Raw genomic sequence first — 25879 nt, 5'->3', positions numbered from 1 at the left:
CCGATGGTCGCGGAGGACGCGGTACGGGAGGACCACAGTGCACAGTGGAGCGATACGCCGGCGGCTCGCGCTCGGGCTGGCCGTGCTGACCGCCTCCGGGCTGCTCGCCGTCGCGGCCCCGGGCGAGGCGCAGGCCGCGACCTACGCGCTCTGCCCCGGGCGCAAGGTCCGCACCCTGCCGTTCTCCACCGGGACCGTGCTCGTCTACAAGCGCGGCGGCTACGTCTGCGCCGCCACCCTCAGCAAGAAGCCCGGCACCAAGCGCACGATGTCGGTGAGCGTGCAGGCGCGCGGCAACCGGCCGGTCGTGGACCGGGGCAGGTACGCCCACCACGCCGGCCCGGTGACCGTGCACGCCGGGCGCCGCTGCGTCTGGCTCAAGGGGCAGGTCGGCCGGGTGAAGTTCAGCTCCGGCTGGATCCTCTGCTGACGCCGCACCCCCCGTAACCTCTGCTGACGCCCCCCGTAACACGCCCCCGCGCACAGGGTTTTCCCTATGTCCCCTGGTGCTCCGGTGAGTTGGTCCGCTAGCTTCCGGCGCACATCTGTCTCACAGGGGAGTGCGCATGCGCAAGGCGCTCAGATGGCTGCTGGCGCTCACGGTGCTCATAGGCACACTGGGCACGGCGGGAGCGGCCACCGCCGCCGACGCCGCCGGCACCGACAGCACCACCGACATCAAGGAGAGACTGCTCTCCATACCGGGCATGAGCCTGGTGGAGGAGAAGCCGTACACCGGCTACCGCTTCTTCGTCCTGAACTACACGCAGCCGGTCGACCACCGCAAGCCCTCCCAGGGCACGTTCCAGCAGCGCATCACCGTGCTGCACAAGGACGTCTCGCGCCCGACGGTGTTCTTCACCAGCGGCTACAACGTCTCCACGACGCCCCGCCGCAGCGAGCCCACCCAGATCGTGGACGGCAACCAGGTCTCCCTGGAGTACCGCTTCTTCACCCCGTCCCGGCCCGCCCCGGCCGACTGGTCCAAGCTGGACATCTGGCAGGCCGCCAGCGACCAGCACCGCGTCTTCAAGGCGCTCAAGGGCATCTACGGCAAGAAGTGGATCTCCACGGGCGGCTCCAAGGGCGGCATGACCGCCACCTACTACGAGCGCTTCTACCCGCGGGACATGGACGGCGTCGTCGCCTACGTCGCCCCCAACGACGTGGTGAACGACGAGGACTCGGCCTACGACCGCTTCTTCGCCCGGGTCGGCACCAAGGAGTGCCGCGACCGGCTGAACGCCGTGCAGCGCGAGGCGCTGGTGCGCCGCGAGCCGCTGGAGAAGAAGTACGCGGCCTACGCCGAGGAGAACGGCCTCACCTTCACCACCATCGGCAGCCTGGACAAGGCCTACGAGGCCACCGTCCTCGACTACGTGTGGGGCTTCTGGCAGTACAGCCTGCTGTCCGACTGCGACCAGATCCCGGCCGACGCCAAGAACGCCACCGACGACGCGATCTGGGACTCCGTCGACACGATCTCCGGCTTCTCCGCCTACGCCGACCAGGGCCTGTCGACCTACACGCCGTACTACTACCAGGCCGGCACCCAGCTCGGCGCGCCGACCATCCACTTCCCGCACGTCGAGAAGCGGTACATCCGCTACGGCTACCAGCCGCCGCGGAACTTCGTCCCCCGCGACATCCCCATGAAGTTCCAGCCGTCGGCGATGCGTGACGTGGACACCTGGGTCCGGCACAACGCCCGCCACATGCTGTTCGTCTACGGCCAGAACGACCCGTGGGGCGCGGAGCCGTTCCGCGTGGGCAAGGGTGCGAAGGACTCCTACGTCTTCACCGCCCCCGGCATGAACCACGGCGCCAACGTCGCGGGCCTCGTGCCGGAGCAGAAGGCCCTCGCCACCGCCCGCATCCTCGACTGGGCCGACGTCGCCCCCGGCGCGGTGCAGGCCGATCCGCAGGCGGCGAAGCCGCTGGCGAAGTTCGACGCCAAGCTCGACAAGCGGGACGTGCAGCGCGAGATGACGCTGCGCCCGTAAGCACCTCCGTGCCGCCGCGCCCGGCCGCTCACAGCGGCCGGGCGCACCCCACGGGCCGCTTCCCGCCCAGCCGGACGTACAGGGCGGTCGGGCCGGGGCAGTCGGCCCGCTCGGCGACCGCCCGGACCACCTTGTACTGCGGCTGCCGTTCGCCCGTGCCGTCGCAGGCCGTCTCGCGGACCTTCCCGTCGCCGGAGTCGTAGACGCAGTCGCCGACGATCGTGCGGGGCCCGCCCCCGCCGCCCGGGTCACCGGGATGCGGCGGCTGGAGGTTGCGCATGCAGGCGTAGCCCTGCGGGACCGTCCCGTCGCCGTCCTCGTCGAACGCGGGCCGCTGCTCGCTGATGTGCAGCACGAAGTCGGTGTCCGAGGGGCAGCGCGGCCCGTCCCGCACGGTGCCGTCGTGCCGCGCCGCGACCCGGGCCGCCGCCCGCTCGCCGTCGCACGGCACCTCGGTGAAGCTCGTCGTACCGAACGAGGAGCACTCGCCGACCGCGAGGAACACCGCCCCGTACCCGGCGGGCCGCGTCGGCACCGGCGACACCGTGGCGGTCGTCCCGGTCCTGCCGGTCGCCGACTCGCCCAGCCGGCCGTCCTCCGCCACGCCCCCCGCCCCCGCCAGGCCTCCCGACGGACTCTGGCAGCCGGTCAGCAGCGCGCCGATCAGAACCAGGAGCCCGCAGACCACCCCCACACCACTGTGCTCACGCATCGCCGAAACCCCCCGAGTGTGCTTGCCCAGCGTGACCCGCCGTAGCGGGCACACGCCAGGCACACAGGGTGGTTTGCGCACGTTGGGGCTGGTGCGCACGGAGTTTGGCGTACGTCTAGTACGACAGCCCGTAGCCGATGGGGTACAGCACCTGTTCCGGATCATCCGCCCGTTGCACCGGCACAGGCAGTTTCCCGCGCGGCCTCACCCGCCCGGCGATCACCCGGGCGGCGGCCCGCAGTTCGACGTCGGTCCAGGAGTAGGCGGCCAGACAGGCCCCCACTGACGGCAACTGGGCCACGTCGTACGGATTGCGGATCGCCACCGCCACCACCGGCCGCCCGGTCGCCACGAGCTGCTCCACCAGCGTCTTCTGGCTGCTGTTCGCGGTCACGTTGTACGTGGCGGCCACCACCGCGTCCGCCTCCCGCGCCGCCGCGACCGCTCGGGCGACGGTCGCGGCGGACGGGGCCGTGCCGGTCGACAGGGCCGTGGCGGTGAAGCCCAGTTCGCTCAGCGCGCCGGCGAGTACGCCCGTGGGAGGGCCGGTCGTGCCCGACGGTGAGGCCGGATCGGCGCCGACCACCAGCACCTTGCGGTGCCGTCGCCGGGACAGGGGCAGCAGCCGTCCCTCGTTGACGAGCAGCGTGGTGGTGCGCTCGGCGATCCGGCCGGCCGCCGCCCGGTGCGCCCGGGCCCCGACGGTCCGGTCCACCCCGCCCTGGCTCACGTACGGCGAACGGAACAGCCCCAGCCGGGACTTCAGCCGCAGCACGCGCAGGATCGACTCGTCGAGCCGGGCCTCCGTGAGCTCGCCGTCGCGCACCGCCGTCAGGACGGCGTTCCAGGCGAGGTCCAGGTCGGGCGGGTTGAGGAGCTGGTCCACGCCGGCCTTCAGCGCGAGCACCGGCACCCGGGCGTCGCCGTACTTGGTCCGTACGCCCTCCATGCCGAGGGAGTCGGTGATCACGACCCCGTCGTAGCCCAGGCGTTCGCGCAGGATGCCGGTGAGGATCGGGCGGGAGAGGGTGGCCGGGTCGCCGGAGTCGTCGAGGGCCGGGACCATCAGGTGGGCGGTCATGATCGAGTCGATGCCCGCGGCGATGGCCGCCCGGAACGGCGGCGCGTCCAGCTTCTCCCACAGCTCCCGGCTGTGCGTGATGGTGGGGAAGCCGGTGTGGCTGTCCACGTTGGTGTCCCCGTGCCCGGGGAAGTGCTTGGCGGTCGCGGCGACCCCGGACCCCTGGTACCCGGCGACCTCGGCGGCCACCAGCGCGGCCACCGCCCGCGGATCGGCGCCGAAGGAGCGTACGCCGATGACCGGGTTGGCCGGGTTGACGTTCACGTCGGCCACGGGGGAGAAGTCCTGCCGGATGCCCATCGCCCGCAGCTCCGCGCCCGCGATCCGGCCGAGGGTGCGCGCGTCGGACCGCGACCCGCCCGCGCCGACGGCCATGGCGCCCGGGAACAGCGTCGCGGGTTCGCCCACCCGGGCGACGATGCCGTGTTCCTGGTCGGTGGAGATGAGCACCGGCAGCCCGCGCGGCAGTGCGAGGGAGGCCTTCTGGATGCCGTTGGACAGCTCGGCGATCTGGTGCGGGTCGCGGGTGTTGTGCGCCCAGGTGAAGTAGATGATCCCGCCGACCCGGTACTTCGCCACCAGCTCGGCGGCCGTACGGACCCCGATCTCCTTGAGGTTGGCGTCGATGTCGGCCTGGTCGGGGGCGGTGGCGGAGTGGCCGTACACCCGCATGACGAAGAGCTGGCCGACCTTCTCCTGAAGCGTCATGCGGGAGACGAGGGCGCGTAGGCGGCTGTCGTCCGGGGCGGCGGCCCGCGCGGGCCCGGCGGCCGCGAGGGCGGCGGTGACGCCGGCCGTGGCGGCCAGGACGGTACGTCTGGAGGGCTGTGCGGTGTTTCCCGTGCTTCCCGTGCCGGTGTCGTGCACGTGCGCTCCTTCCGGAGGTGATCCGTTCGGATCCACTGAAGGAAACTTCCAAGGGGTCACGAATATCCGGGAAGTTTCTGCCAGTCAAGGGAACGCGCAGCAACCGCGAAGGGGCCGCCACCGGCGCGGTTGGAGGGGGACGCGCCGATGGCGGCGGGTGCCGCCGGCCGCGGTACGGCGGAGAGGGTGGTCAGCGATCGCAGCCAGTGGCGAGGGCCGACACCGCACCGTGGTGACTCTCCGACGGCCTGAGATTGGACGGGGCCGGTCCGCCCCGGGTTCCCGACTCGGCCCGGATTTCCGCAAGTCGGGACGCGGGGGACACCAGGAGGTCAACGGGGCGGATGAGCCGCCACTTCCGGCCACTGCTCGCCGAGCACCCGCACGGTTTCCACGATGGCCGGACGCCGTGCCGCTCCTTCCCGCCACAGCGCGTACAGCCGCCGCACCGGCATGGGGTCGAGCGGCACCTCCACCACCCCGGCGGGCAGCGGCCCGCGCCCCAGACGCGGGATGAGCGCGACACCCAGCCCGGCCGCGACCAGGGCCACGAGGGTGGGATTCTCGTCGGCCTGGTGGACGATGTCCGGCTCGTGCCCGGCCGTGCGCAGTGTCCGCAGCAGCCAGTCGTGGCAGACCCGCCCCGGCGGCTGGCAGATCCACCGCTCCCCGCCCAGCTCCTCCCGCCGTACGGCGGCCCGCCCGGCGAAGGGGTGCCCCTCGGGGACGAGCAGGTCGCACAGGTCGTCGCCGATGACCGCCTGCTCCAGGCCCGGCGGGGCGGGCAGCGGCGCGATGTCCCAGTCGTGCGCGACGGCGAGGTCGACGGCGCCCTTCGCCACCAGGTCGACGGACAGATGCGGGTCGACCTCCGACAGCCGGGCGTCCAGGGTGGGATGCCGGCGGCCCAGCTCGGCGAGCACCCGCGGCATCAGCCCGCGTGCCGCCGACGCGAACGCCGCGACGGTCAACCGCCCCGAAGGCAGGCCCCGCCGCTCCTCCAGCTCGGTCTCGGCACGCTCCACGATGGCCAGCAACTCCTGTGCGGCCGACACCAGTTGGCGGGCCTCGTCGGTGAGCCGGACGCCCCGGCCCTCCCGTTCCAGCAGGACGGTCCGGGTCTCCCGCTCCAGCTTGGCGATCTGCTGGGACACCGCGGAGGGCGTGTACCCGAGCGCGTGCGCGGCGGCGCCGACGGTGCCGTGCACGGAGACGGCGTGCAGGGCGCGCAACCGCTGGAGGTCGAGCACGAGGTACCCCTTTCCGCTGACCGGGCCGCTCGGGTTCTGCCGGGCGGACCGCTCGAGGTTTGCTAAGCGATGCTTCATCCAACCATGCAGCAATCATCGCTGGTGCTTCACGGTCGCTCGGGCGATGCTCACGGCATGCGCCCCTCACACCTCGCCCTCGCCGTCCTGGTCGCCGCCGTCTGGGGCGTCAACTTCACGGTCATCGAGATCGGCCTGGACCACTTCCCGCCCCTGCTCTTCTCCGCGCTGCGCTTCCTCGCGGCGGCACTTCCGGCGGTGTTCCTCGTGGGCCGCCCGAAGGTGGCGTGGAAGTGGATCGTGGCGGTCGGTCTGGTCCTCGGGGTGGCGAAGTTCGGCCTGCTCTTCGTCGGCATGGACGCGGGCATGCCGGCCGGCCTGTCCTCCCTGGTCCTGCAGATCCAGGCGGTGTTCACGGCGGCCGTCGCGGCCCTGACCCTGGGCGAACGGCCCTCCCGCGTCCGCCTGCTGGGCATGCTGGTCGCCCTGGCGGGCATCGCCGTGGCGGCCGTGGACGAGGGCGCCTCCGGTCCGCTCGGCGCGTTCGCCCTGGTCGTCGGGGCGGCGGCGTGCTGGGGCGTGTCGAACGTCCTCACCCGCAAGGCGGCCCCGCCGGACGCGCTGAACTTCATGGTCTGGGTCAGCACGGTCCCGGTCCTGCCCCTGCTGGCCCTCTCCCTCCTCACGGAGGGCCCCGCGCGCGACTTGGCGGCCCTGCGCGCCCTGGACTGGCAGGGCGCGGGCACGGTCGTCTACGTCGCCTGGATCACCACCGTCTTCGGTTTCGGCGTGTGGGGTTTCCTGCTGCGCCACCACCCCGCCTCCACCGTGGCCCCGTTCTCCCTCCTGGTCCCGGTGTTCGGCATGTCGTCGGCGTTCCTCTTCCTGGGCGAACCGGTGAGCCCCCTGCGGTGGTGCGCGGCGGCGCTGCTGGTCGGCGGGGTGGGACTGGCGTCCCGCACACCGCGCGGCCCCGCACCCGCGGTGTCCCCGGGCCCGACGGGCGTGGCGCCCCCGGATCCGACGGCCGCGGTGCCCCCGGATCCGACGGCCGCGGTGTCCTCGGACCCGACGGCCGCGGTCAGGACGCCTCGACCAGCATCCCGGGCGGGCTGACGTGGAACGTGCGGGCCCGTACGCCGAAACCCGCGTCTCCGTCCAGGTGACTGTCGTCGTCCCAGGTGATCAGCACGCTCTCCGGGCCGTTGCCGAAGGCCGTCGCGGCGCAGGTGTGGGACCGGTGCCCGGGGTCCGCCGTGCTGACCCGCACCGGCTCGCCGAGTGAACCCTGGCTCTCCGAGCAGACCTTGGCCATCACCGTCGGCACGGTGTCGTGCGTGTCCGCGCTCTCCTCGACCCACGCCATCAGGAAGCGTCCGTTCGGCAGCCGGGACAGGGCCGGGGAGCTCCGGGTGACGCCCCTGGGGTTCCCGGCCGTGATGTCGAAAGTCTCCGTGCCGTCCGGCTGGAAGATGCTCGCGGCCACCGTCGTCTGCGGTTTGCCCAGGTCGCTGGGCTGGATGCCCTCGATGTGCGCGACGACGAAGCGTCCGCTGTCGAGCAGCGTGATCGCGTTGACGCCGGTGAATCCGCCGACGTCCGGCTGGATCTCCCCGCCCAGCGGGTTGCCCTCGAAGTCGAAGAACCGCAGGGCGAGCCGGCCGCCGCCGATCGACGAGGGGTCGGTCGACCACGCGACGACCACGTTGCCGTTGGTGAGGATGGAGGCGGCGGGCTTCTCATGGAAGCCCTCGGTGGTGCTGACCGTGAACTCCGGTGTCGCGGGGCTGCCGTCCGCGTGGAAGCGCCGGGCGCGGATGCGCCGGTCGGGGCGCGGGCTCGCCCAGGTGACCAGCACGCCACCGTCGATCATGAACGCGAGGCAGGGCCTGACCTGCGCATCCGCGTCCTGTGTGACCAGCGTCCCGGGACCGGACTTCCGGCCCTCGGTGAACCGCTGGAGCTTCACGCAGGGACTGGGGCCCGGCGTGCCGAGCGGGGTCTCCAGCCACACGGCGAACTGGCCGCCGATCCCGGCGGACAGCACGGACGGCCACAGCGGCCGCACCGCCGGCCCGTCCGCCGGCTGCGTACTGACCGCGAACTCGTCCCCCAGCTTGTCGCCGTCGTCCCCCAGGAACCGGCCCTTGATGACGAAGTCGCTCTCGTCCGACCACAGCTCCAGGAACTGCGTGCCGAACAGGGCGTCGACAGCGGGCTGGAGCTGGTCGCCGGACGTGGTGGTGTTGACGAGGAAGTCAGCCATGGCTGCTCTCCGAATCGTGGCTGAGGCTTGTCGTTCGCCCCCGCGTCTGCGACCTGAGACGACCTGATCCGTACGACAGGCCCTGGGGGAGAAGAGAGAGCACCGCGACCGGCCGAGTCCTTGGGAAAAGCGTGTCACGCCCCGGGGGTGGCTGCATCCGGAGCGGCTTGCCCCCCGGGGGGCTCACGGGGCTCCGGGGAAGGCCCGGACATGCCGCTGCCCCGCCCCTGGTCGACGGGGCGGGGCAGCGGCCGGCTGGGGAGCCGGATCAGTGGGTGTGCTCGGTGAACCTCTGCGCCGTCTCGGCCAGGACCTCCTGGCCGTCACGGGCCCACAGGACGTCGTTGAACAGCTCCACCTCGATGGCGCCGGTGTAGCCGGCCGCCTCCACGTGGTCCTGCCACTCCCGCATGTCGATCGACCCGTCGCCGATCTGGCCGCGGCCGGTGAGAACACCCTCCGGGAGGGGGGTCGTCCAGTCGGCCAGCTGGAAGGTGTGGATGCGGCCTTCCGTACCGGCCCGGGCGATCTGCGCGGGCGCGGTGTCGTCCCACCAGATGTGGTACGTGTCGACCGTGACACCGACCTGGTCCGCAGGGAACCGCTCGGCGAGGTCCAGGGCCTGGGCCAGCGTCGACACCACACAGCGGTCCGAGGCGTACATGGGGTGCAGCGGCTCGATGGCCAGGCGCACGCCGTGCTCCTGCGCGTACGGGCCCAGTTCCGCCAGGGCGTCCGCGATGCGTTCACGGGCGCCGTGCAGGTCCTTGGAGCCGGCGGGCAGCCCGCCCGAGACCAGGACCAGGGTGTCCGTGCCCAGGACCGCCGCCTCGTCGATCGCACGGCGGTTGTCCGCCAGCGCCTCGGCGCGCTCCGCCGGATCGATCGCCGTGAAGAAGCCGCCCCGGCACAACGTGGTCACCGTCAGACCGGCGTCCCGGACCAGCTTGGCCGTGGCCTCCAGGCCGTGCGCCTGCACCGGCTCGCGCCAGAGCCCCACGTTGCGGATGCCCAGCCGGGCGCATCCGTCGGCCAGTTCCGGCAACGACAGCTGCTTCACCGTCATCTGGTTGATGGAGAAGCGCTCCAGCGACCCGCTCACTGGTTCACCCCGTACACGCTCAGCAGCGTCTTCATCCGTTCCTCCGCCAGCTTCGGGTCCGGGAACAGACCCAGCCCGTCGGCCAGTTCGTACGCCTTCGCGAGGTGCGGCAGCGAGCGGGCAGACTGCAGGCCGCCGACCATCGTGAAGTGCGGCTGGTGGTCCGCGAGCCAGGCGAGGAAGACGACCCCCGTCTTGTAGAAGCGGGTCGGCGTCTGGAAGAGGTGGCGGGAGAGTCCGACCGTGGGGTCCAGCAGCCCGCGGAAGCCCTGCGTGTCGCCCGTGTCCAGGACCCGGACCGCCTGAGCCGCCAGCGGGCCCAGCGGGTCGAAGATGCCGAGCAGCGCGTGGCTGAAGCCCTGCTCGTCGCCCGCGATCAGCTCCGGGTAGTTGAAGTCGTCGCCGGTGTAGCAGCGCACGCCCTGCGGGAGCCGGCGGCGGATGTCGATCTCGCGCCGGGCGTCCAGGAGCGAGACCTTGATGCCGTCGACCTTGTCGGGGTGGGCGGCGATCACCTCCAGGAAGGTGTCCGTCGCCGCGTCCAGGTCGGCCGAGCCCCAGTAGCCCTCCAGGGCCGGGTCGAACATCGGGCCGAGCCAGTGCAGGATCACCGGCTCGGAGGCCTGGCGCAGAAGGTGGCCGTAGACCTCCAGGTAGTCCTCGGGGCCGGAGGCCGCCGCAGCGAGCGCCCGGGACGCCATCAGGATGGCCTGCGCGCCGGACTCCTCCACGAGGGCCAGCTGCTCCTCGTAGGCCGCGCGGACCTCGGCGAGGGTGGCAGGGCCGGTCAGCTGGTCGGTGCCGACACCGCAGGCGATCAGACCGCCGACCGCCTTGGCCTCGGCGGCGCTGCGGCGGATCAGCTCGGCCGCGCCCGCCCAGTCCAGGCCCATGCCGCGCTGGGCGGTGTCCATGGCCTCGGCGACGCCGAGACCGTGCGACCACAGGTGACGGCGGAAGGCGAGGGTCAGGTCCCAGTCGACGGCGGCGGGCGAGTCGGGGGAGACGTCGGCGTACGGGTCGGCGACGACGTGCGCGGCCGAGAAGACGGTGCGGGAGGTGAAGGGCGTGCCGGGGTTCACGGCCAGGGGCTCGGTGCGCGGCTCGTAGGTCCGCAACGCTCCGTCGGTGCCGGGAAGTCGGATCGTCACAGCGAGATCTCCGGGACGTCGAGGCGGCGGCCCTCGGCCGAGGACTTCAGGCCCAGCTCGGCCAGCTGCACACCGCGGGCACCGGCCAGCAGGTCCCAGTGGTAGGGCGCGTCGGCGTAGACGTGCTTGAGGAACAGCTCCCACTGGGCCTTGAACCCGTTGTCGAACTCGGTGTTGTCCGGGACCTCCTGCCACTGGTCGCGGAAGACCTCCGTGGCGGGGATGTCCGGGTTCCAGACCGGCTTGGGGGTGGCGCTGCGGTGCTGCACACGGCAGTTGCGCAGGCCCGCGACCGCGGAGCCCTCGGTGCCGTCCACCTGGAACTCCACCAGCTCGTCGCGGTTGACGCGGACGGCCCAGGAGGAGTTGATCTGGGCGATGGCGCCGCCCTCTAGCTCGAAGACGCCGTAGGCGGCGTCGTCGGCGGTCGCGTCATAGGGCTTGTCGTTCTCGTCCCAGCGCTGCGGGATGTGCGTGGCGGTGAGCGCCTGGACGGACTTCACCCGGCCGAACAGCTCGTGCAGCACGTACTCCCAGTGCGGGAACATGTCGACGACGATGCCGCCGCCGTCCTCGGACCGGTAGTTCCAGGAGGGGCGCTGGGCGGTCTGCCAGTCGCCCTCGAAGACCCAGTAGCCGAACTCGCCGCGCACGGACAGGATCCGTCCGAAGAAGCCGCCGTCGATGAGGCGCTTCAGCTTCAGCAGGCCCGGGAGGAAGAGCTTGTCCTGGACGACGCCGTGCCTGATGCCGGCCTCGTTCGCCAGCCGGGCGAGCTCCAGGGCGCCGTCGAGACCGGTGGCGGTCGGCTTCTCGGTGTAGATGTGCTTGCCGGCCGCGATGGCCTTCTTCAGCGCCTCCTCACGGGCGGAGGTGACCTGCGCGTCGAAGTAGATGTCCACCGTCTCGTCGGCGAGGACCGCGTCCAGGTCCGTCGAGACGTGCTCCAGTCCGTGCTGCTCGGCCAGCGTCTTCAGCGCGTGCTCGCGGCGGCCGACCAGGATCGGCTCGGGCCACAGCACGGTGCCGTCGCCGAGGTCGAGGCCGCCCTGCTCGCGGAGGGCGAGGATGGAGCGGACCAGGTGCTGGCGGTAGCCCATGCGCCCGGTCACGCCGTTCATGGCGATACGCACCGTCTTGCGTGTCACGTCGTTCCCTTCGTACGCGGTCGTCGCGCCGCGTACGCCCCACCCTTCACAGGCGGCCCGTCCGGCCGGCCGTGGGACTGGTGAGCGATGCAGCAAGCGCTTTCTATATACGGAGAAGCTAGCCTCTGAACCCTGGTCCGGACAAGACCGTGACCAGGACGAGTTGTTCGAGGGGGCGAACAACAGGGGGTCGGGGGCTTAAGGTCTGCTCGGAACCATGGCCATGGGTTCGTCAGGGCAGCGGCGGTCCACCTGCTGTTCTGCCCGGAACCATGGCCTGTGGTCTGAGTGTGTACGAGGGCGGAGACAAGATGCGCGACCGGAGGACGACGAGATGACGGTGACCCTGGCGGATGTGGCGGCCCGCGCCCAGGTCTCACCCGCGACGGTGTCGCGCGTGCTGAACGGGAACTACCCCGTGGCGGCCTCCACCCGCGAGCGGGTGCTGAAGGCCGTGGACGAGCTGGACTATGTGCTCAACGGGCCCGCGAGCGCCCTGGCCGCCGCCACCTCCGACCTGGTCGGAATCCTGGTGAACGACATCGCCGACCCGTTCTTCGGGATCATGGCGAGCGCGATCCAGGGCGAGATCGGCGGGCCGGGCGGACGCGCGGGTGGAGAGCGACTCGCGGTGGTCTGCAACACCGGCGGCTCTCCCGAGCGGGAGCTGACGTACCTCACGCTGCTGCAGCGGCAGCGGGCGGCGGCCGTGGTGCTGACCGGCGGGGCGATCGAGGACGCGCCGCACAAGGCGGCCATGGACGCGAAGGTGCGCAAGCTGACCGAGGCCGGGACGAGGGTCGTGCTGTGCGGACGTCCGCAGGCGCCGGACACCGGGGCGATCGCGCTGACCTTCGACAACCGGGGCGGCGGGCAGGAGCTGACCGAGCACCTCATCGGGCTGGGGCACCGGCGGCTCGGGTACATCGCGGGCCCGCAGGAGCGGACGACCACCCGGCACCGGCTGGAGGGCCACCGGGCCGCGCTGGCCGCGCACGGCATCGAGGAGGACCCGCGATGGACGGTGCACGGGCGCTACGACCGGCGGTCCGGCTACGAGGCGACGCTGGAGCTGATGCGGCGTGACCCGTCGCTGACGGCGGTCGTCGCGGCGAACGACTCCGTCGCGCTGGGCGCGTGCGCCGCGCTGCGGGACTCGGGGCTGCGCATCCCGGAGGACGTGTCGGTGGCGGGCTTCGACGACCTGCCGTTCAGCATCGACGCGGTGCCTTCGCTGACGACGGTACGGCTGCCGCTGGCGGAGGCCGGCGCCCGGGCCGGCCGGATCGCGATGGGCCGCGAGGAGGCACCGCACGGGGGCATCGCCTCGGTGCGCGGGGAGTTGATGGTGCGGGGGTCCAGCGGGGTGCCGCGGTCTTCTTGAGGCGCTGGGGCTCGAGGGGCCTCGTCGGCGGCGGGGGCGCGGGTGCCGGCGTTTGAGGGGGGCGCGGCTGGTGGTCGGCCCCGCGGCCCGTGCGCAGACGCTCAGCGGACGACGTCGAAGACGTTCTTCTGCAGACCGTTGGCGTAGGCCTCGTGCTCGACGAGGCGCAGCTTCTGGGCGTCCTTGTCCGTGGTGCTGAAGAGCCGCTTGCCCGCTCCGAGCAGGAGCGGGAAGACGAGCAGGTGGTAACGGTCGATCAGCCCGGCGTCCGAGAGGGCCTGGTTGAGGGAGGCGCTGCCGTGGATGATGATCGGGCCGCCCTCGGTCTCCTTCAGCGCGGCGACGTCGTCGAGCGACCGCAGGATCGTCGTCTCCCCCCAGTTCGACACCAGGTTCTCCTCGGCGAGGGTGGTGGAGACGACGTACTTCGGCATCACCTTGTAGTCGGCGAAGTCCTCCATGTCGGGCCACACCGGACTGAACGCCTCGTAGCTGGTGCGGCCCATCATCATCGCCGTGGCTTCCTTCTGCTCCCGGCCCTTGATCTCGAAGGCCTCAGGAAGGAACCCGGCGTGCTTGAAGGTCCAGCCGGAGTTCCGGTAACCGGGCTCGCCGCCCGGGGCCTCGACGACGCCGTCGAGCGAGATGAAAGCGGTGCTGATCAGAGTGCGCATCCTGGGTCCTCGGTGTCTCGTGTCGGGTTCTCTTCTTCTGACTGCGGAGCACGGAGAAACTCATCGGCCGTCTCCCGACCGTCTCCCCCTGTGGATCATCTCGTGCCTGGTCGCGACTGTCCTGGGCGCCGCGCATACGAGGCACTCGTGGCGAGGATCGTCGCCGACCACGCCGAGGACCACGACCCACGCCGGGAGCGGACCTGCATCGCCGAGCCGGCCGGCCGGTGGGGTGTGTGCTGTGCGTACGGGACGACGCGCCCGGCGCCGCCCGCCTGCGGCTGCTACCTGACCGGCCAGGACTGGCGGCTGGATCTTGACGCAACACAGGAGTGACGGAGAGGAGTCGTAGGCCGGGGTGCCGGGTAGGGTCCGTCCACATGAAGTTGGCGTTCTCCACCCTCGGTGTCCCCGGCCTGCCCCTGCCCGACGTCCTGCGGCTCGCGACCACCCACGGCTATCACGGCGTGGAGCTGCGCAGCCATCCCGAGGAACCGGTCCACACCGGCCTCGGCCCCGCCGAACGGGCTGACGTCGCGGCCGAGTTCAAGGGAGCGGGCGTAGAGCTCCTGGGCCTGGCGGGTTACGCGCAGGTCGCCGCGCCGGGCGACGACGAGCCCGTCCTGGCCGAGATCCGTGCCCTCCTCGACCTGGCCCGCGACCTCGGTGCCCCGTACGTCCGGGTCTTCCCCGGAGGCGACCTCGACGTCCAGACCCCCGAGGAGGCCGACGCGACGGCCGCCCGCCGCCTGGGCACGGCCGCCGAACACGCGAACGACCTCGGCGTGCGCATCCTCCTCGAAACCCACGACTCGCACCGCACCGCCGCGGACGCGATGCGGATCCTCGGCCTCGTCGGGCACCGCCAGGTCGGCGCCCTGTGGGACGTGATGCACACCTGGCTCGGCGGGGAACAGCCCTCCGAGACCTACGCGGCGCTCTCGCCCCACCTCGGCTACGTCCAGGTCAAGGACATCGCCTCCGTCGAGGACACCACCCCCCTGCCGCTCGGCGCGGGCGTACTGCCCCTGGCCGAGTGCGTCGAGGTCCTCTCCCGCCACGGCTGGGACGGCTGGCTGTGCTGGGAGTACGAGAAGCGCTGGTACGAGGCGGCGCCGCCGCTGCCCGACCTCCTGGAAGCGGGCCGTGAGCACCTGAGCCGATTGCTGAACGAGTCGGCGTGAGGGTCGGTCGTCGGCGGGCCGGACCGCCACGGCCGGCACCATGAGCGCCGCCATCACCTGCGCCGACGGTCACACAGCCACGGCATCCGGCCCCGCGTCGCGCGCAGGGGCAGCGAGCCCTCCACACGGCCGGGCCGCCACCTCTTTGCCTCTTCGCCGAGCAGTCTGCGCAGCATGCGTATGCTCCCGGGCATGAGATTTTTACGGCCGCGCGGCCGAAGCGACGCCGAACGAATGACGGGGACGCCGGTGGCTGAGGCGAAAGCCTCTTACGACGCCGGGCGTTACGCCGAGGCGGAGGCCGAAGCCCGCGCCGTGGCCCGATCGCGGCCGCGCGACGACGAGTACGCAGCCGTGGCGCTGAACATCGCCGCGCTCGCCACGGGTGCCCAGGGCCGCCATGCCGAGGCACTCGCCACCTACGACGAAGCGCTGTCTGCCTTCAGCAGGATATTCGGAGCCGATCACTGCCTGACCCTGAAGCTGCGCTCGGACCGCGCCCAGCAGATGATCTCGCTCGGTCAGTACGCCGAGTGCGAGGCAGAATGTGCGGCCGTCGCCGAGGCCGCGGGCCGCGGTACCGGCCCGGATATGTCACGCGTGGCAGCGGCCGCCCGCAATGGGCTGGTCTTCGCCCTCAACGCGCAGGGGCGCCACCAGGAGGCCGAGGCACTCGCCCGCGAGGCCCTGGCGGCCTATGACGCACGGGACCGGATGTCCCTGGTTCTGCGACTCGGCCTGGCCCGCAGCCTCAACGGCCAAGCCCGACACGAAGACGCCCTCACCGAGGCGCAGGGCGCCGACAAGCTGTACCGCGCTCTGCCCGAGTACCAGCGCCGTCCAGATGCCGGTGCCGTCGAACTGGCCTCTGCCACTGCCCTGTTCGGGTTGCGCCGCGTTCCCGATGCCCGTCGCCGGGCTGCAGCCGCTCACGATGTCTGCCTGGCCTCCTTCGGCCCGGATCACCGCCGCACCGTCGAAGCCCGGACGCTGCTCGAACACATCGACGGCACTCGACCGTAAGCGCGGCGCCCCCGCTCGGGGCGAGTCGCAGGCGCTCCCATGGCAGCTCACCCGGCTATCGCAAAGTGCCAGGCCGGACCCCGGACCAGGCATCGACCTCGCACTGGCTGTCGGCATTGTTTCCTGTGGCCACGACCGTGCCGTCGGCGCGCAGGCCGAGGGTGTGCGTCGAACCGGCCGCCACGGCGACGATGTCGCGCCAATCGTCGACCTCGCACTGTCCGTGGCTGTTGTCTCCCGTTGCGAGGACGTGTCCGGACGCGGTGACCCCGACGGTGTGGTAGCTGCCCGCGCTGAGCGCCACCAGGTCTTCCCACGTGTCGACCTCGCACGCCCCGGTCGCCCGGTCTCCGGTCGCCAGAGCCCGCCCGTCGGCTCTGAGGCCGACGGTATGGAGGTACCCGGCCGTGATGGCGGCCAGGTCGCGCCACCCTTCAACGGCACACTGCCGTCGTCGGTTGTTCCCCGCGGCCAGTGCGGAACCGTCCGACCGGATGCCGACCGAGTGCCAGTCACCACACGAGAGGGCGACCGTCTCGCGCCAGGACTGCACGTCGCACTGCCCTTCCGAACTCCGGCCGACCGCCAGCACGCGGCCGTTCGTGAGCAGCCCCAGCGTGCGGCGCCAGCCCGCGGCCACGGCTGTGACGCCCCGCCATCCGGCAACGTCGCATTGCCCGTCGCCGTTCCACCCCGTTGCCAGCACCGTGCCGTCCGACCGGAGTCCCACCGTGTGGGACCTGCCGGTGTTCGTCGCGGTATGGACGTTGCCGGCTGCCACCGCGACGACGTCTTCCCATCGCTCGACCCGGCATTCGCCGGCTGCGGTGTTGCCCACGGCGAGAACGGTTCCATCGCGGCGCCGTGCGACCGAGTGGCGCTGTCCGGCCGCCAGCGCCGACGACTTGGCGAGCATGACGCCTCCTTGTGCTCGGCGCGTTCGCGCGCCATGAATTGCACCTTGCTCCGGACGGGACATCAGGGCGTCGCGGAGAGCGGAGGGCACGGCTCACCCACAGGCCTCGTCCATGACCGGGGCGGAGTCAGAGCGACTCGGTACGCCGTGCGTACGCCCGGGCCGCGCGGGCGCGGTCGCCGCAGCGGGTGGAGCACCAGTGGCGGCGGCCGTGGCGGAGCAGGTAGCGGCTGCAGGGAGGGGAGCCGCAGGCGGTCAGGCGCTCGGCCGCGGGGGAGGTGAGCAGGTCGGCGGCGTCCGCGGCGAGGGTCGCCAGGGCGAGGTCGACGATCGCGGTGGTGGGGTGGGGGGCCGTGCGGTAGGGGCCGGTCGTGTCGTCCCACCGCAGCAGCGGGGCCGTCGGGACCCTGGTCATCGCGTCGTTGACGGCCGTCACCGCCGCGGGCAGTGCGGGCACGCCGTCGGTGCGGGCGGCGAACAGTGATCGGATCTGTTCGCGCAGCGCCCGCAGTTGGGCCGCGCACATCTCCCGCATGCCGGCGTCGACCGGTGCGAGGCCGCGCTGGGTCAGCCAGTGGTTCGCCTGCGCGGGGGTGCCCAAGAGGTCGAGCGTGCGCCCGCCGGGCAGCGCGATCGCGGTGTTGGCGAGGGCCAGGGAGGGGTGCTCCTCCTCGCCCTGGGCGGGCGGCGGGGCGGGCTGTTCGGTCACGGGCTCCTCCATGTTTCTCATGTTAAGGCTTGCCCGTATCCGTGAGAAGGGGCTACGGTCATCTCACGGTTCGATGGTTTCTATCCGTGAGGTGCTTCATGTCTTCTGTTCCCGTGACGGCCGACTTCCCCGTCCGCGTCCTCGGCGGCCCGACCGCCCACTTCGAGTACGGCGGCCTGCGTTTCCTGACCGACCCGACCTTCGACGCCCCCGGCGACTACGCCCGGCCCGGGGGCCCGCTCCTGACGAAGACCGCGCCCGCAACCGCCACGCCCGCCGACCTCGGCGGCGTCGACGTGGTGCTGCTCTCCCACGACGAGCACGCCGACAACCTCGACACCTCCGGCCGGGCCCTGCTCCCCGGCATACCCCTCACCCTGACCACGCCGGGCGGCGGCGAGCGCCTGCGCGAGGACCTGGGGGACAAGGTCAGGGGCCTGGCCGACTGGGAGTCCGTCGAGCTGGACCGGCCCGGCGGCGGCACGGTCACCGTGACCGGCGTCCCGGCCCTGCACGGGCCCGGCCCCCGCGAGCAGGTCGAGCCGTTCACCGGTCAGGTCGTCGGCTTCGTCCTGACCGGCGAGGGCCTGCCCACCGTCTACGTCAGCGGCGACAACGCCTCACTCGACGCGGTCCGCGAGATCGCCGGCCGCTTCGGCTCCGTCGACACCGCCGTCCTCTTCGCCGGCGCGCCCCGCTTCCCGGTCCTCTTCGACAACCAGGTCCTCGTCCTGGACAGCGCGATGGCCGCACAGGCCGCGCAGATCCTCGGCGCCCGCCGCGTGGTCCCCGTTCACTACGACAGCTGGGCGCACTTCACCGAGGGCCGCGAGCAGTTGGAAACGGCCTTCACCGCCGCCGGACTCGCCGACCGGCTGGACTGGGGCAAGGGCGCCTGACCTGCTGCTACTTCCGCCAGAACAGGTGATGAACCACCCCGCTCGGGCTCGGCACGACGTCGCAGTGGAAGCGGTCGAGCAGTTCCTCGGGGGACTCCCACAGCCGTGAGCCGGACCCGAGCACCACATCGGGTGAGACCGTCACGTGCAGGGTGTCGACCAGGTCGGCGTCCAGGAACTGCCGGACGACCGTCGCCCCGCCCCCGAGCCGGACGTCCTTGCCCCCGGCCGCCTTGCGCGCCTGGGCGAGGACCTCGGCGGGATCACCACCGACGAAGTGGAACGTCGTGTCGGACAGGGTGAACGAGGGGCGCTCGTGGTGGGTCATCACGAACACGGGCGTGTGGAAGGGGGGTTCGTCGCCCCACCAGCCCTGCCACTCGTGGTTCTCCCAGGGGCCGCGTTGCGGACTGAACTTGTTGCGGCCCATGATCTCGGCGCCGATGCCGTGGTGGAAGTCGCGTACCAAGTAGTCGTCGATGCCGCGGCTCCCGCCCGGGTCGGTGCGGTTGGGCCAGCTCGCCGTGGCCAGGGCCCAGGCGAACATCGTGGAAGGGTCGGCATGGCCGAAGGGCCGCTCCAGGCTCTGGCCCTCACCGGCGCCGAAGCCGTCACTCGAGACGTTGAAGTTCTGCACACGCAGCAACTGGGACACGGGGCTCCTCCTGTGATCGATGCAAGGGAGACCGCCCGGAGCGGCGAAACTCATCGCCGCGACCCCGGCCGATCATCCGGACCTTTCGCCGAGGCGACCCGGCGCGTGGCGCGGCCCCGTCGCGAGGCCGCCGCGGGCTCCGTCGGCGCCCATCAGCCCACCCGGCGACCCCCGGCTCACCCGGTCTGCGCCACCACGTGGTCGATCACCTGCTTGAAGTCCGCGTCCGGGGAGAACTCCACCAGCTCGGTGTCCGCCAGGGCGACCGGCACATGGCCGGGCCCCCAGTAGTACGCCTGCCTCGCCTCGTACTCCTCCTCGCCGGAGGCCGTCCGCATCCGGATCCGGCCCTTCAGTACATAACCCCAGTGCGGGCACTGGCACGCGTCGTCGGGCAGCCCCTTGAGGGCGGGGCCCATGTCCGTGCCCTGGGGCAGGGTGATGTAGCTGACCGACATACCGCCCCCGATCGGCATGGTGCGCACCTCTACGCCTTCGCCTCCGAGCACGACGGGTACGTCGTCGCGAGTCGTTGCCGTCATGGTTTCTCCGCTCGCCGTGGGACTCGCCGTCGGCCTCGTCGAACTCTTCGTGGAACCGGCCGTCGAAACGGACCTGCTCCCTCCACCCTGAACCGCCCGGGAGCCTCCCGCGACATCACGATCCGGTCAAGAGGTGCCGGCAGGGGCTTGATTTACCGCCGTGTAATCGATTCCATCCCTCCGTCGGTGTAATCGATTCCACGAGCGCTCGCGCCCTGCGTCGCGGGTGCTCCCACGACTGATCCACAAGGAGGTGGAGCGGCGGTGGCCAGCATCAAGGACGTCGCTGCCGAGGCCGGCGTGTCCGTCGCCACGGTCTCGCGCGTCCTGAACGACCACCCGTCGGTCAGCGCCGAAGCACGCACCCGCGTGCTGGCCGCCGTCGAGGCCCTGGGCTACCGCCCGAACGCCGTCGCCCGCTCCCTGCGCACCGACCAGACCCACACCCTGGGCCTGGTCATCAGCGACGTGATGAACCCCTACTTCACCGAGCTGGCCCGCTCCGTCGAGGAAGAGGCCCGCGCGCTCGGCTACAGCGTCATCATCGGCAACGCCGACGAGCGGCCGGACCTCCAGGACCACCACGTACGGAACCTCCTGGACCGCCGCATCGACGGACTGCTCGTCTCACCCACGGACGGCGGCTCGCCGCTGATGCTGGACGCCGTACGGGCCGGGACGCCCATGGTCTTCGTGGACCGGTGGATCCCGGGCGTGGACGTGCCGGTGGTGCGGGCGGACGGACGGGCCGCCGTGCGGGACCTCGTGGCGCATCTGCACGGGCTCGGGCACCGGCGGCTGGCGATCATCGCGGGTCCGGCGGCGACCACGACCGGCCGCGAGCGCGTCGAGGTCTTCCGGGAGGCGCTCGGCGCGTACGGGCTCGAACTGCCCGACGCCTACATAGGGCAGGGCGACTTCCAGGCCGAGAGCGGCCGGCAGGTCACCGAGGGCTTCCTCGACCTGGCCGAACCGCCCGAGGTCGTCTTCGCCGCCGACAACCTGATGGCGCTCGGCGCGCTGGACGCCGTACGCGCGCGTGGCCTGCGCGTCCCCGACGACCTCGCGCTGGCCGCGTTCGACGACATCCCGTGGTTCGTGCACACCGACCCGCCGGTCACCGCGATCGCCCAGCCCACGGGCGAGCTGGGCCGGGCCGCCGTACGGGCCCTGGTCGACCGCATCGAGGGACGTCCCGGCGAGTCCGTGACCCTCCCCGCCCGGCTCGTCGTACGCCGCTCGTGCGGCGAGAACCCCACCCCAGTGCAAAGGAGCACGACGTGAGCAACGCGGACGAGTTGCTGCGCATCGAGGGCATACGGAAGACCTTCCCGGGCGTGGTCGCGCTGGACGGCGTCGACTTCGACCTGCGCCGGGGCGAGGTGCACGTGCTGCTCGGTGAGAACGGTGCCGGCAAGAGCACCCTCATCAAGATGCTCTCCGGCGCCTACACGCCCGACGCCGGTCGGATCCTGGTCGGCGGCGAGGAGACCCGCATCCACGGTGCGCAGGACTCCGAGCGGCTCGGGATCGCCACCATCTACCAGGAGTTCAACCTGGTCCCGGATCTGACGGTCGCCGAGAACATCTTCCTGGGCCGCCAGCCGCGCCGGTTCGGGATGATCGACCGGAAGAAGATGGAGGCCGACGCCGAGGTCCTGCTGAAGCGGGTCGGCGTGGACGTGTCGCCCCGCGCCCGGGTCCGTGAACTCGGCATCGCGCGCCTGCAGATGGTCGAGATCGCCAAGGCGCTCAGCCTCGACGCGCGCGTGCTCATCATGGACGAGCCGACCGCCGTGCTCACCTCCGAGGAGGTCGACAAGCTCTTCGCGATCGTGCGGGCGCTGCGCGAGGACGGCGTCGGGATCGTCTTCATCACGCACCACCTGGAGGAGATCGCCGCGCTCGGCGACCGGGTGACGGTCATCCGGGACGGCAAGAGCGTCGGCCAGGTGCCCGCGTCCACGCCCGAGGACGAGCTCGTGCGGCTCATGGTCGGGCGCTCCATCGAGCAGCAGTACCCGCGCGAACGGGCCGACCGGGGCGCCGCGCTGCTGTCCGTCGAGGGACTCACCCGGGACGGCGTCTTCCACGACGTCGGCTTCGAGGTGCACGCCGGCGAGGTCGTCGGCATCGCCGGGCTGGTCGGCGCGGGCCGTACCGAGGTCGTGCGGGCGGTCTTCGGGGCCGACTCCTACGACAGGGGCACGGTGAAGGTCTCCGGCGCCCCGATCGCCCGGTACGACGTCAACGCGGCCATGACCGCCGGCATCGGGCTCGTGCCCGAGGACCGCAAGGGCCAGGGCCTGGTGCTGGACGCCTCCGTCGAGGAGAACCTCGGCCTGGTGACCCTGCGGTCGGCAACGCGCGGCGGGCTCGTCGACCTCAAGGGGCAGCGCGAGTCCGCCGAGCGGATCGCGAAGCAGCTCGGCGTGCGGATGGCCGGGCTCGGCCAGCACGTGCGCACCCTCTCCGGCGGCAACCAGCAGAAGGTCGTCATCGGCAAGTGGCTGCTCGCCGACACCAAGGTGCTGATCCTCGACGAGCCGACGCGCGGCATCGACGTCGGCGCCAAGGTCGAGATCTACCAGCTGATCAACGAACTCACCGCAGCCGGTGCGGCCGTCCTGATGATCTCCAGCGACCTCCCCGAGGTGCTCGGCATGAGCGACCGGGTGCTGGTGATGGCGCAGGGCCGGATCGCCGGTGAACTCTCCGCCGACGAGGCGACCCAGGACGCCGTGATGGCCCTCGCCGTCAGCACCCCGACGACCACGACCACGAGCACGATCACGACCGGAACGGAGGCCTCCCGTGGCCACTGACACGCTCAAGAGCACGACGGGCGCGGGTGGCGCCTCGGGAGGTCTGCGCCGCCTCCTGCTCGACAACGGGGCGCTCACCGCGCTCATCGTCCTCGTCATCGCGATGTCGGCGCTGTCCGGCGACTTCCTGACGACGGACAACCTCCTCAACGTCGGTGTGCAGGCGGCCGTGACGGCCATCCTCGCCTTCGGCGTGACCTTCGTGATCGTCTCCGCGGGCATCGACCTGTCCGTCGGCTCGGTCGCCGCGCTGTCCGCGACGGTCCTCGCCTGGAGCGCCACCACCGCGGGCGTCCCGGTCGTCCTCGCCGTCCTGCTCGCCATAGCCACGGGCATCGTCTGCGGCCTGGTCAACGGCATCCTGATCTCCTACGGCAAGCTGCCGCCGTTCATCGCCACCCTGGCCATGCTGTCCGTGGCCCGGGGCCTGTCCCTCGTCATCTCCGAGGGCTCCCCGATCGCCTTCCCCGACTCGGTCTCCCACCTCGGTGACACCCTCGGCGGCTGGCTGCCGGTGCCGGTCCTGGTGATGGTCGTCATGGGCCTGATCGCGGCGTTCGTGCTGGGCCGGACCTACATCGGCCGCTCCATGTACGCCATCGGCGGCAACGAGGAGGCCGCGCGGCTGTCCGGTCTGCGCGTGAAGAAGCAGAAGCTCGCCATCTACGCCTTCTCCGGCGTGTTCGCCGCCGTCGCCGGTGTCGTGCTCGCGGCCCGGCTGTCCTCCGCGCAGCCCCAGGCCGCCGACGGCTACGAGCTGGACGCGATCGCCGCCGTCGTCATCGGCGGCGCCTCCCTCGCGGGCGGCACCGGCAAGGCGTCCGGCACGCTGATCGGCGCCCTGATCCTGGCGGTGCTGCGCAACGGGCTGAACCTGCTGAACGTCTCGGCGTTCTGGCAGCAGGTCGTCATCGGTGTCGTCATCGCGCTCGCGGTGCTGTTCGACACGCTGCGGCGCAAGGCGGGGGCGACCCCGGTGGCCGGTGCCTCCCAGGGGGGCAAGGGCAGGCAGGCGGCGACGTACGGGCTCGCGGCCGTGGTCACCGTCGCGATCGTCGGCGCCACGTCCTTCCTGCACAACGGCTCCGCCTCCGCGGACAAGCCGAAGATGGGCCTGTCGCTGTCGACCCTCAACAACCCCTTCTTCGTGCAGATCCGGGCGGGCGCGCAGGCCGAGGCGAAGAAGCTGGGCGTGGACCTGACCGTCACGGACGCCCAGAACGACGCCTCCCAGCAGGCCAACCAGCTGCAGAACTTCACCAGTTCGAAGCTGGGCGCGATCATCGTCAACCCGGTGGACTCCGACGCGGCGAGCAACTCCGTGAAGGCCGCCGACAAGGCCGACATCCCGGTCATCGCCGTCGACCGGACGGTCAACAAGGCCGCGGTGGACACCCTGGTCGCCTCCGACAACGTCGCCGGCGGTGAACTCGCCGCCAAGACCATCGCCGACAAGCTGGGCGGCAAGGGCAAGATCGTGATCCTCCAGGGCCAGGCGGGCACCTCCGCGGCCCGGGAGCGCGCGCAGGGCTTCGCGAACGGCCTCAAGGCCTACCCGGGCATCCAGGTCGTCGCCCAGCAGCCCGCCGACTTCGACCGCACCAAGGGCCTCGACGTGATGTCGAACCTGCTCCAGGCCCACCCGGACGTCCAGGGCGTCATCGCCGCCAACGACGAGATGGCGCTCGGCGCGATCAAGGCCCTGGGCTCCAAGGCCGGCAAGTCGGTCTCCGTCGTCGGCTTCGACGGCACGCCGGACGGACTGAAGGCGGTCGAGGGCGGCACGCTGTACGCGTCCGTGGCGCAGCAGCCGTCCCAGCTGGGGAAGATCGCCGTGGACAACGCCCTGAAGGCGCTCCAGGGCAAGGACGTCGAGGAGACGGTGAAGGTGCCGGTGAAGGTGGTCACGAAGGAGAACGTGGCCGGCTTCACCGGCTGACATCGGGGAACGGCCGGGTGGTGGCCCACGGCGTGTGGCGACCACCCGGCCCTGTCACTGACGTGGGGAGCAACTCATGTACGACTACGACCTCCTGGTCGTGGGGTCGGCCAACGCCGACCTGGTGATCGGGGTGGAGCGCAGGCCGGGTGCCGGCGAGACCGTGCTCGGCTCCGACCTGGCCGTCCACCCGGGCGGCAAGGGCGCGAACCAGGCGGTCGCCGCCGCCCGGCTCGGTGCCCGCACGGCCCTGCTGGCCCGGGTCGGCGACGACGCGCACGGCCGGCTGCTGCTGGACTCGCAGCGCGCGGCGGGCGTCGACACGGTGGGCGTCCTGGTGGGCGGTGCGCCGACCGGCGTCGCCCTGATCACGGTCGACCCGTCCGGGGACAACAGCATCGTCGTCTCGCCCGGCGCCAACGGCCGTCTCACACCCGAGGACGTCAGGGCCGCCGGGTGTCTCTTCCAGGGCTCCAAGGTGGTGTCGGCGCAGCTGGAGATCCCGCTGGAGACGGTGGTGGAGGCCGTACGGAACCTGGCTCCCGAGAGCCGTTTCGTGCTGAACCCCTCGCCGCCGCGCCCCCTTCCCTCGGAGGTGCTGGCGGCCTGTGACCCGCTGATCGTGAACGAGCACGAGGCGAAGGTGATCCTGGGCGACTCCGCCGTCGGGGACACCCCCGAGGACTGGGCGCGGATACTGCTCGCCAAGGGCCCGAGGTCGGTGGTGGTGACGCTGGGCGGACAAGGCGCGCTGGTGGCGTCGTCGGAGGGGGTCTCGCGGGTGCCGGCCGTGCAGGTGGATCCGGTGGACACGACGGGGGCGGGCGACTCCTTCACCGCGGCGCTGGCCTACCGGCTGGGCGCGGGCGAGTCGCTGGCTCAGGCGGCGTCGTACGCGGCTCGGGTGGGTGCCGTGACCGTGACGAAGGAGGGCGCCCAGGCGTCCTTCCCGACGGCGGCGGAGGTCGCCGGCTCATGAAGAAGGACGGAATACTGAACCGTCACCTCGCCGGAGCGCTGGCCGGGCTCGGCCACGGCGACGGGGTGCTGGTGTGCGACGTGGGCATGCCGATCCCGGACGGTCCTCAGGTGGTTGACCTCGCCTTCCGGGCGGGTGTGCCGTCGTTCGCCGAAGTGCTCGACGGGCTGCTGGCCGAGCTGGTGGTCGAGGGGGCGACGGCGGCGCGGGAGCTGCGGGACGCCAACCCGGAGGCGTCGTCGCTGCTGGAAGGGCACTTCCCGGGGCTGGATCTCGTGTCGCACGAACGGCTCAAGGAACTGTCCGCGGGGGCCCGGCTGGTCGTCCGCACGGGCGAGGCGCGGCCGTACGCGAACGTCCTGCTGAGGTGCGGGGTCTTCTTCTGACGCCCGCGAGGGCGCAGCAGGCTCTGAACGGTTTCGAGGGGGCCCGGTCCGTCGACCGGGCCCCCTCGGCTTTTCCCCTCCCGTCAGGAACCCCACGATCCCCCCAGATCCCACCCCCAAGGGTCCTGACACCAAGTACGACCCGCGGGAGACGGGAAGGGTTGCA

General features: G+C 71.9%; 24 protein-coding genes and 1 pseudogene. 13 read left to right on the top strand and 12 right to left on the bottom strand.

Features of this window, described 5'->3' with window-relative positions; translation table 11 throughout:
* The first annotated feature begins 37 nt into the window (after positions 1–37).
* Complete coding sequence (locus AB0B29_RS03300) at positions 38–430, top strand: hypothetical protein (RefSeq protein ID WP_362233256.1); 393 nt, start codon at positions 38–40, stop codon at positions 428–430.
* A gap of 136 nt (positions 431–566) precedes the next feature.
* Positions 567–2003 (top strand): S28 family serine protease, encoded by a 1437-nt coding sequence (locus AB0B29_RS03295; RefSeq protein WP_362233253.1) that lies wholly within the window; start codon positions 567–569, stop codon positions 2001–2003.
* A 28-nt stretch (positions 2004–2031) separates the two neighbouring features.
* Here AB0B29_RS03295 and AB0B29_RS03290 read toward each other — a convergent pair whose 3' ends face one another.
* The 3 genes from AB0B29_RS03290 to AB0B29_RS03280 all read right to left on the bottom strand — a co-directional run bounded on the left by AB0B29_RS03290 (position 2032) and on the right by AB0B29_RS03280 (position 5913).
* Positions 2032–2715 (bottom strand): hypothetical protein, encoded by a 684-nt coding sequence (locus tag AB0B29_RS03290; RefSeq protein WP_362233250.1) that lies wholly within the window; start codon positions 2713–2715, stop codon positions 2032–2034.
* A 115-nt stretch (positions 2716–2830) separates the two neighbouring features.
* Positions 2831–4663, bottom strand: coding sequence for a glycoside hydrolase family 3 protein (locus AB0B29_RS03285; protein ID WP_362233248.1), 1833 nt, complete (start codon positions 4661–4663; stop codon positions 2831–2833).
* Between the two features lie 332 nt (positions 4664–4995).
* Positions 4996–5913: a LysR family transcriptional regulator gene (locus AB0B29_RS03280; protein ID WP_362233907.1), complete on the bottom strand. Its 918-nt coding sequence runs from the start codon at positions 5911–5913 to the stop codon at positions 4996–4998.
* A gap of 135 nt (positions 5914–6048) precedes the next feature.
* On the opposite strand from AB0B29_RS03280, the gene AB0B29_RS03275 reads away from it, so the two are divergent.
* On the top strand, positions 6049–7047 hold the full coding sequence (locus AB0B29_RS03275) for an EamA family transporter (protein ID WP_362233246.1): 999 nt from the start codon (positions 6049–6051) through the stop codon (positions 7045–7047).
* Here AB0B29_RS03275 and AB0B29_RS03270 read toward each other — a convergent pair.
* The 4 genes from AB0B29_RS03270 to AB0B29_RS03255 form a co-directional block, all read right to left on the bottom strand.
* Positions 7013–8197: a hypothetical protein gene (locus AB0B29_RS03270; protein WP_362233243.1), complete on the bottom strand. Its 1185-nt coding sequence runs from the start codon at positions 8195–8197 to the stop codon at positions 7013–7015. The genes AB0B29_RS03275 and AB0B29_RS03270 overlap by 35 nt on opposite strands.
* 268 nt (positions 8198–8465) lie before the next feature.
* Entirely contained in the window at positions 8466–9263 is a 798-nt protein-coding gene (locus tag AB0B29_RS03265; RefSeq protein ID WP_362233904.1) for a sugar phosphate isomerase/epimerase family protein, read from the bottom strand.
* Between the two features lie 32 nt (positions 9264–9295).
* Positions 9296–10450: a dihydrodipicolinate synthase family protein gene (locus AB0B29_RS03260; RefSeq protein ID WP_362233240.1), complete on the bottom strand. Its 1155-nt coding sequence runs from the start codon at positions 10448–10450 to the stop codon at positions 9296–9298.
* A complete protein-coding gene (locus tag AB0B29_RS03255) occupies positions 10447–11598 on the bottom strand; it encodes a Gfo/Idh/MocA family protein (protein ID WP_362233237.1) in 1152 nt (383 codons plus the stop codon). Before AB0B29_RS03255 ends, AB0B29_RS03260 begins: the two co-directional genes overlap by 4 nt.
* 334 nt (positions 11599–11932) lie before the next feature.
* Here AB0B29_RS03255 and AB0B29_RS03250 point away from each other — a divergent pair, with 334 nt between their 5' ends.
* Positions 11933–12982, top strand: coding sequence for a LacI family DNA-binding transcriptional regulator (locus tag AB0B29_RS03250; protein ID WP_362233235.1), 1050 nt, complete (start codon positions 11933–11935; stop codon positions 12980–12982).
* Positions 12983–13083: 101 nt separating this feature from the next.
* Here AB0B29_RS03250 and AB0B29_RS03245 read toward each other — a convergent pair whose 3' ends face one another.
* Entirely contained in the window at positions 13084–13656 is a 573-nt protein-coding gene (locus AB0B29_RS03245) for a dihydrofolate reductase family protein (RefSeq protein WP_362233233.1), read from the bottom strand.
* Positions 13657–13791: 135 nt separating this feature from the next.
* On the opposite strand from AB0B29_RS03245, the pseudogene AB0B29_RS03240 reads away from it, so the two are divergent.
* The 3 genes and pseudogenes from AB0B29_RS03240 to AB0B29_RS03230 all read left to right on the top strand — a co-directional run.
* Positions 13792–13970: pseudogene (locus tag AB0B29_RS03240) on the top strand (MarR family transcriptional regulator); the annotation flags it as partial.
* A gap of 66 nt (positions 13971–14036) precedes the next feature.
* Positions 14037–14840 (top strand): sugar phosphate isomerase/epimerase family protein, encoded by an 804-nt coding sequence (locus tag AB0B29_RS03235; RefSeq protein ID WP_362233231.1) that lies wholly within the window; start codon positions 14037–14039, stop codon positions 14838–14840.
* A 192-nt stretch (positions 14841–15032) separates the two neighbouring features.
* Positions 15033–15863 (top strand): tetratricopeptide repeat protein, encoded by an 831-nt coding sequence (locus AB0B29_RS03230; protein WP_362233228.1) that lies wholly within the window; start codon positions 15033–15035, stop codon positions 15861–15863.
* Between the two features lie 55 nt (positions 15864–15918).
* Here AB0B29_RS03230 and AB0B29_RS03225 read toward each other — a convergent pair whose 3' ends face one another.
* Positions 15919–16779: an RCC1 domain-containing protein gene (locus AB0B29_RS03225; RefSeq protein WP_362233226.1), complete on the bottom strand. Its 861-nt coding sequence runs from the start codon at positions 16777–16779 to the stop codon at positions 15919–15921.
* A 127-nt stretch (positions 16780–16906) separates the two neighbouring features.
* Positions 16907–17500: a CGNR zinc finger domain-containing protein gene (locus AB0B29_RS03220; protein ID WP_362233224.1), complete on the bottom strand. Its 594-nt coding sequence runs from the start codon at positions 17498–17500 to the stop codon at positions 16907–16909.
* An 86-nt stretch (positions 17501–17586) separates the two neighbouring features.
* Here AB0B29_RS03220 and AB0B29_RS03215 point away from each other — a divergent pair, with 86 nt between their 5' ends.
* Positions 17587–18387, top strand: coding sequence for an MBL fold metallo-hydrolase (locus AB0B29_RS03215; RefSeq protein WP_362233221.1), 801 nt, complete (start codon positions 17587–17589; stop codon positions 18385–18387).
* A gap of 7 nt (positions 18388–18394) precedes the next feature.
* Here AB0B29_RS03215 and AB0B29_RS03210 read toward each other — a convergent pair whose 3' ends face one another.
* A complete protein-coding gene (locus AB0B29_RS03210) occupies positions 18395–19042 on the bottom strand; it encodes a dihydrofolate reductase family protein (RefSeq protein WP_362233218.1) in 648 nt (215 codons plus the stop codon).
* Positions 19043–19218: 176 nt separating this feature from the next.
* The gene (locus tag AB0B29_RS03205) at positions 19219–19584 is read right to left on the bottom strand and encodes a hypothetical protein (protein WP_362233215.1); all 366 of its coding nucleotides are present in this window, start codon (positions 19582–19584) and stop codon (positions 19219–19221) included.
* 264 nt (positions 19585–19848) lie between these two features.
* Between AB0B29_RS03205 and AB0B29_RS03200 the strand changes: the two genes are divergently transcribed.
* The 5 genes from AB0B29_RS03200 to rbsD all read left to right on the top strand — a co-directional run bounded on the left by AB0B29_RS03200 (position 19849) and on the right by rbsD (position 25713).
* The gene (locus AB0B29_RS03200) at positions 19849–20868 is read left to right on the top strand and encodes a LacI family DNA-binding transcriptional regulator (protein WP_362233211.1); all 1020 of its coding nucleotides are present in this window, start codon (positions 19849–19851) and stop codon (positions 20866–20868) included.
* Positions 20865–22409, top strand: coding sequence for a sugar ABC transporter ATP-binding protein (locus AB0B29_RS03195; protein ID WP_362233208.1), 1545 nt, complete (start codon positions 20865–20867; stop codon positions 22407–22409). Before AB0B29_RS03200 ends, AB0B29_RS03195 begins: the two co-directional genes overlap by 4 nt.
* Positions 22399–24348 carry an ABC transporter permease/substrate-binding protein gene (locus AB0B29_RS03190; protein WP_362233206.1) on the top strand — a complete coding sequence of 650 codons (1950 nt, stop codon included), beginning with the start codon at positions 22399–22401 and terminating at the stop codon, positions 24346–24348. The genes AB0B29_RS03195 and AB0B29_RS03190 overlap by 11 nt, the downstream gene beginning before the upstream one ends.
* 76 nt (positions 24349–24424) lie before the next feature.
* A complete protein-coding gene (locus AB0B29_RS03185; RefSeq protein WP_362233204.1) occupies positions 24425–25327 on the top strand; it encodes a ribokinase in 903 nt (300 codons plus the stop codon).
* Entirely contained in the window at positions 25324–25713 is a 390-nt protein-coding gene (rbsD, locus tag AB0B29_RS03180; protein WP_362233202.1) for a D-ribose pyranase, read from the top strand. The genes AB0B29_RS03185 and rbsD overlap by 4 nt, the downstream gene beginning before the upstream one ends.
* Positions 25714–25879 lie beyond the last annotated feature (166 nt).

This window comes from Streptomyces tibetensis, assembly GCF_040647715.1.
GTDB lineage: Bacteria > Actinomycetota > Actinomycetes > Streptomycetales > Streptomycetaceae > Streptomyces > Streptomyces tibetensis_A.
This window is presented reverse-complemented; position numbering and strand designations above follow the sequence as displayed.

Excerpts from the sequence above, each read along its gene's own strand:
- AB0B29_RS03295 (WP_362233253.1), top strand. The coding sequence starts at position 567 with ATGCGCAAGGCGCTCAGATGGCTGCTGGCGCTCACGGTGCTCATAGGC.
- AB0B29_RS03290 (WP_362233250.1), bottom strand. The coding sequence starts at position 2,715 with ATGCGTGAGCACAGTGGTGTGGGGGTGGTCTGCGGGCTCCTGGTTCTG.
- AB0B29_RS03275 (WP_362233246.1), top strand. The coding sequence starts at position 6,049 with ATGCGCCCCTCACACCTCGCCCTCGCCGTCCTGGTCGCCGCCGTCTGG.
- AB0B29_RS03270 (WP_362233243.1), bottom strand. The coding sequence starts at position 8,197 with ATGGCTGACTTCCTCGTCAACACCACCACGTCCGGCGACCAGCTCCAG.
- AB0B29_RS03265 (WP_362233904.1), bottom strand. The coding sequence starts at position 9,263 with ATGACGGTGAAGCAGCTGTCGTTGCCGGAACTGGCCGACGGATGCGCC.
- AB0B29_RS03250 (WP_362233235.1), top strand. The coding sequence starts at position 11,933 with ATGACGGTGACCCTGGCGGATGTGGCGGCCCGCGCCCAGGTCTCACCC.
- AB0B29_RS03245 (WP_362233233.1), bottom strand. The coding sequence starts at position 13,656 with ATGCGCACTCTGATCAGCACCGCTTTCATCTCGCTCGACGGCGTCGTC.
- AB0B29_RS03235 (WP_362233231.1), top strand. The coding sequence starts at position 14,037 with ATGAAGTTGGCGTTCTCCACCCTCGGTGTCCCCGGCCTGCCCCTGCCC.
- AB0B29_RS03230 (WP_362233228.1), top strand. The coding sequence starts at position 15,033 with ATGAGATTTTTACGGCCGCGCGGCCGAAGCGACGCCGAACGAATGACG.
- AB0B29_RS03225 (WP_362233226.1), bottom strand. The coding sequence starts at position 16,779 with ATGCTCGCCAAGTCGTCGGCGCTGGCGGCCGGACAGCGCCACTCGGTC.
- AB0B29_RS03220 (WP_362233224.1), bottom strand. The coding sequence starts at position 17,500 with ATGGAGGAGCCCGTGACCGAACAGCCCGCCCCGCCGCCCGCCCAGGGC.
- AB0B29_RS03215 (WP_362233221.1), top strand. The coding sequence starts at position 17,587 with ATGTCTTCTGTTCCCGTGACGGCCGACTTCCCCGTCCGCGTCCTCGGC.
- AB0B29_RS03205 (WP_362233215.1), bottom strand. The coding sequence starts at position 19,584 with ATGACGGCAACGACTCGCGACGACGTACCCGTCGTGCTCGGAGGCGAA.
- AB0B29_RS03185 (WP_362233204.1), top strand. The coding sequence starts at position 24,425 with ATGTACGACTACGACCTCCTGGTCGTGGGGTCGGCCAACGCCGACCTG.
- rbsD (WP_362233202.1), top strand. The coding sequence starts at position 25,324 with ATGAAGAAGGACGGAATACTGAACCGTCACCTCGCCGGAGCGCTGGCC.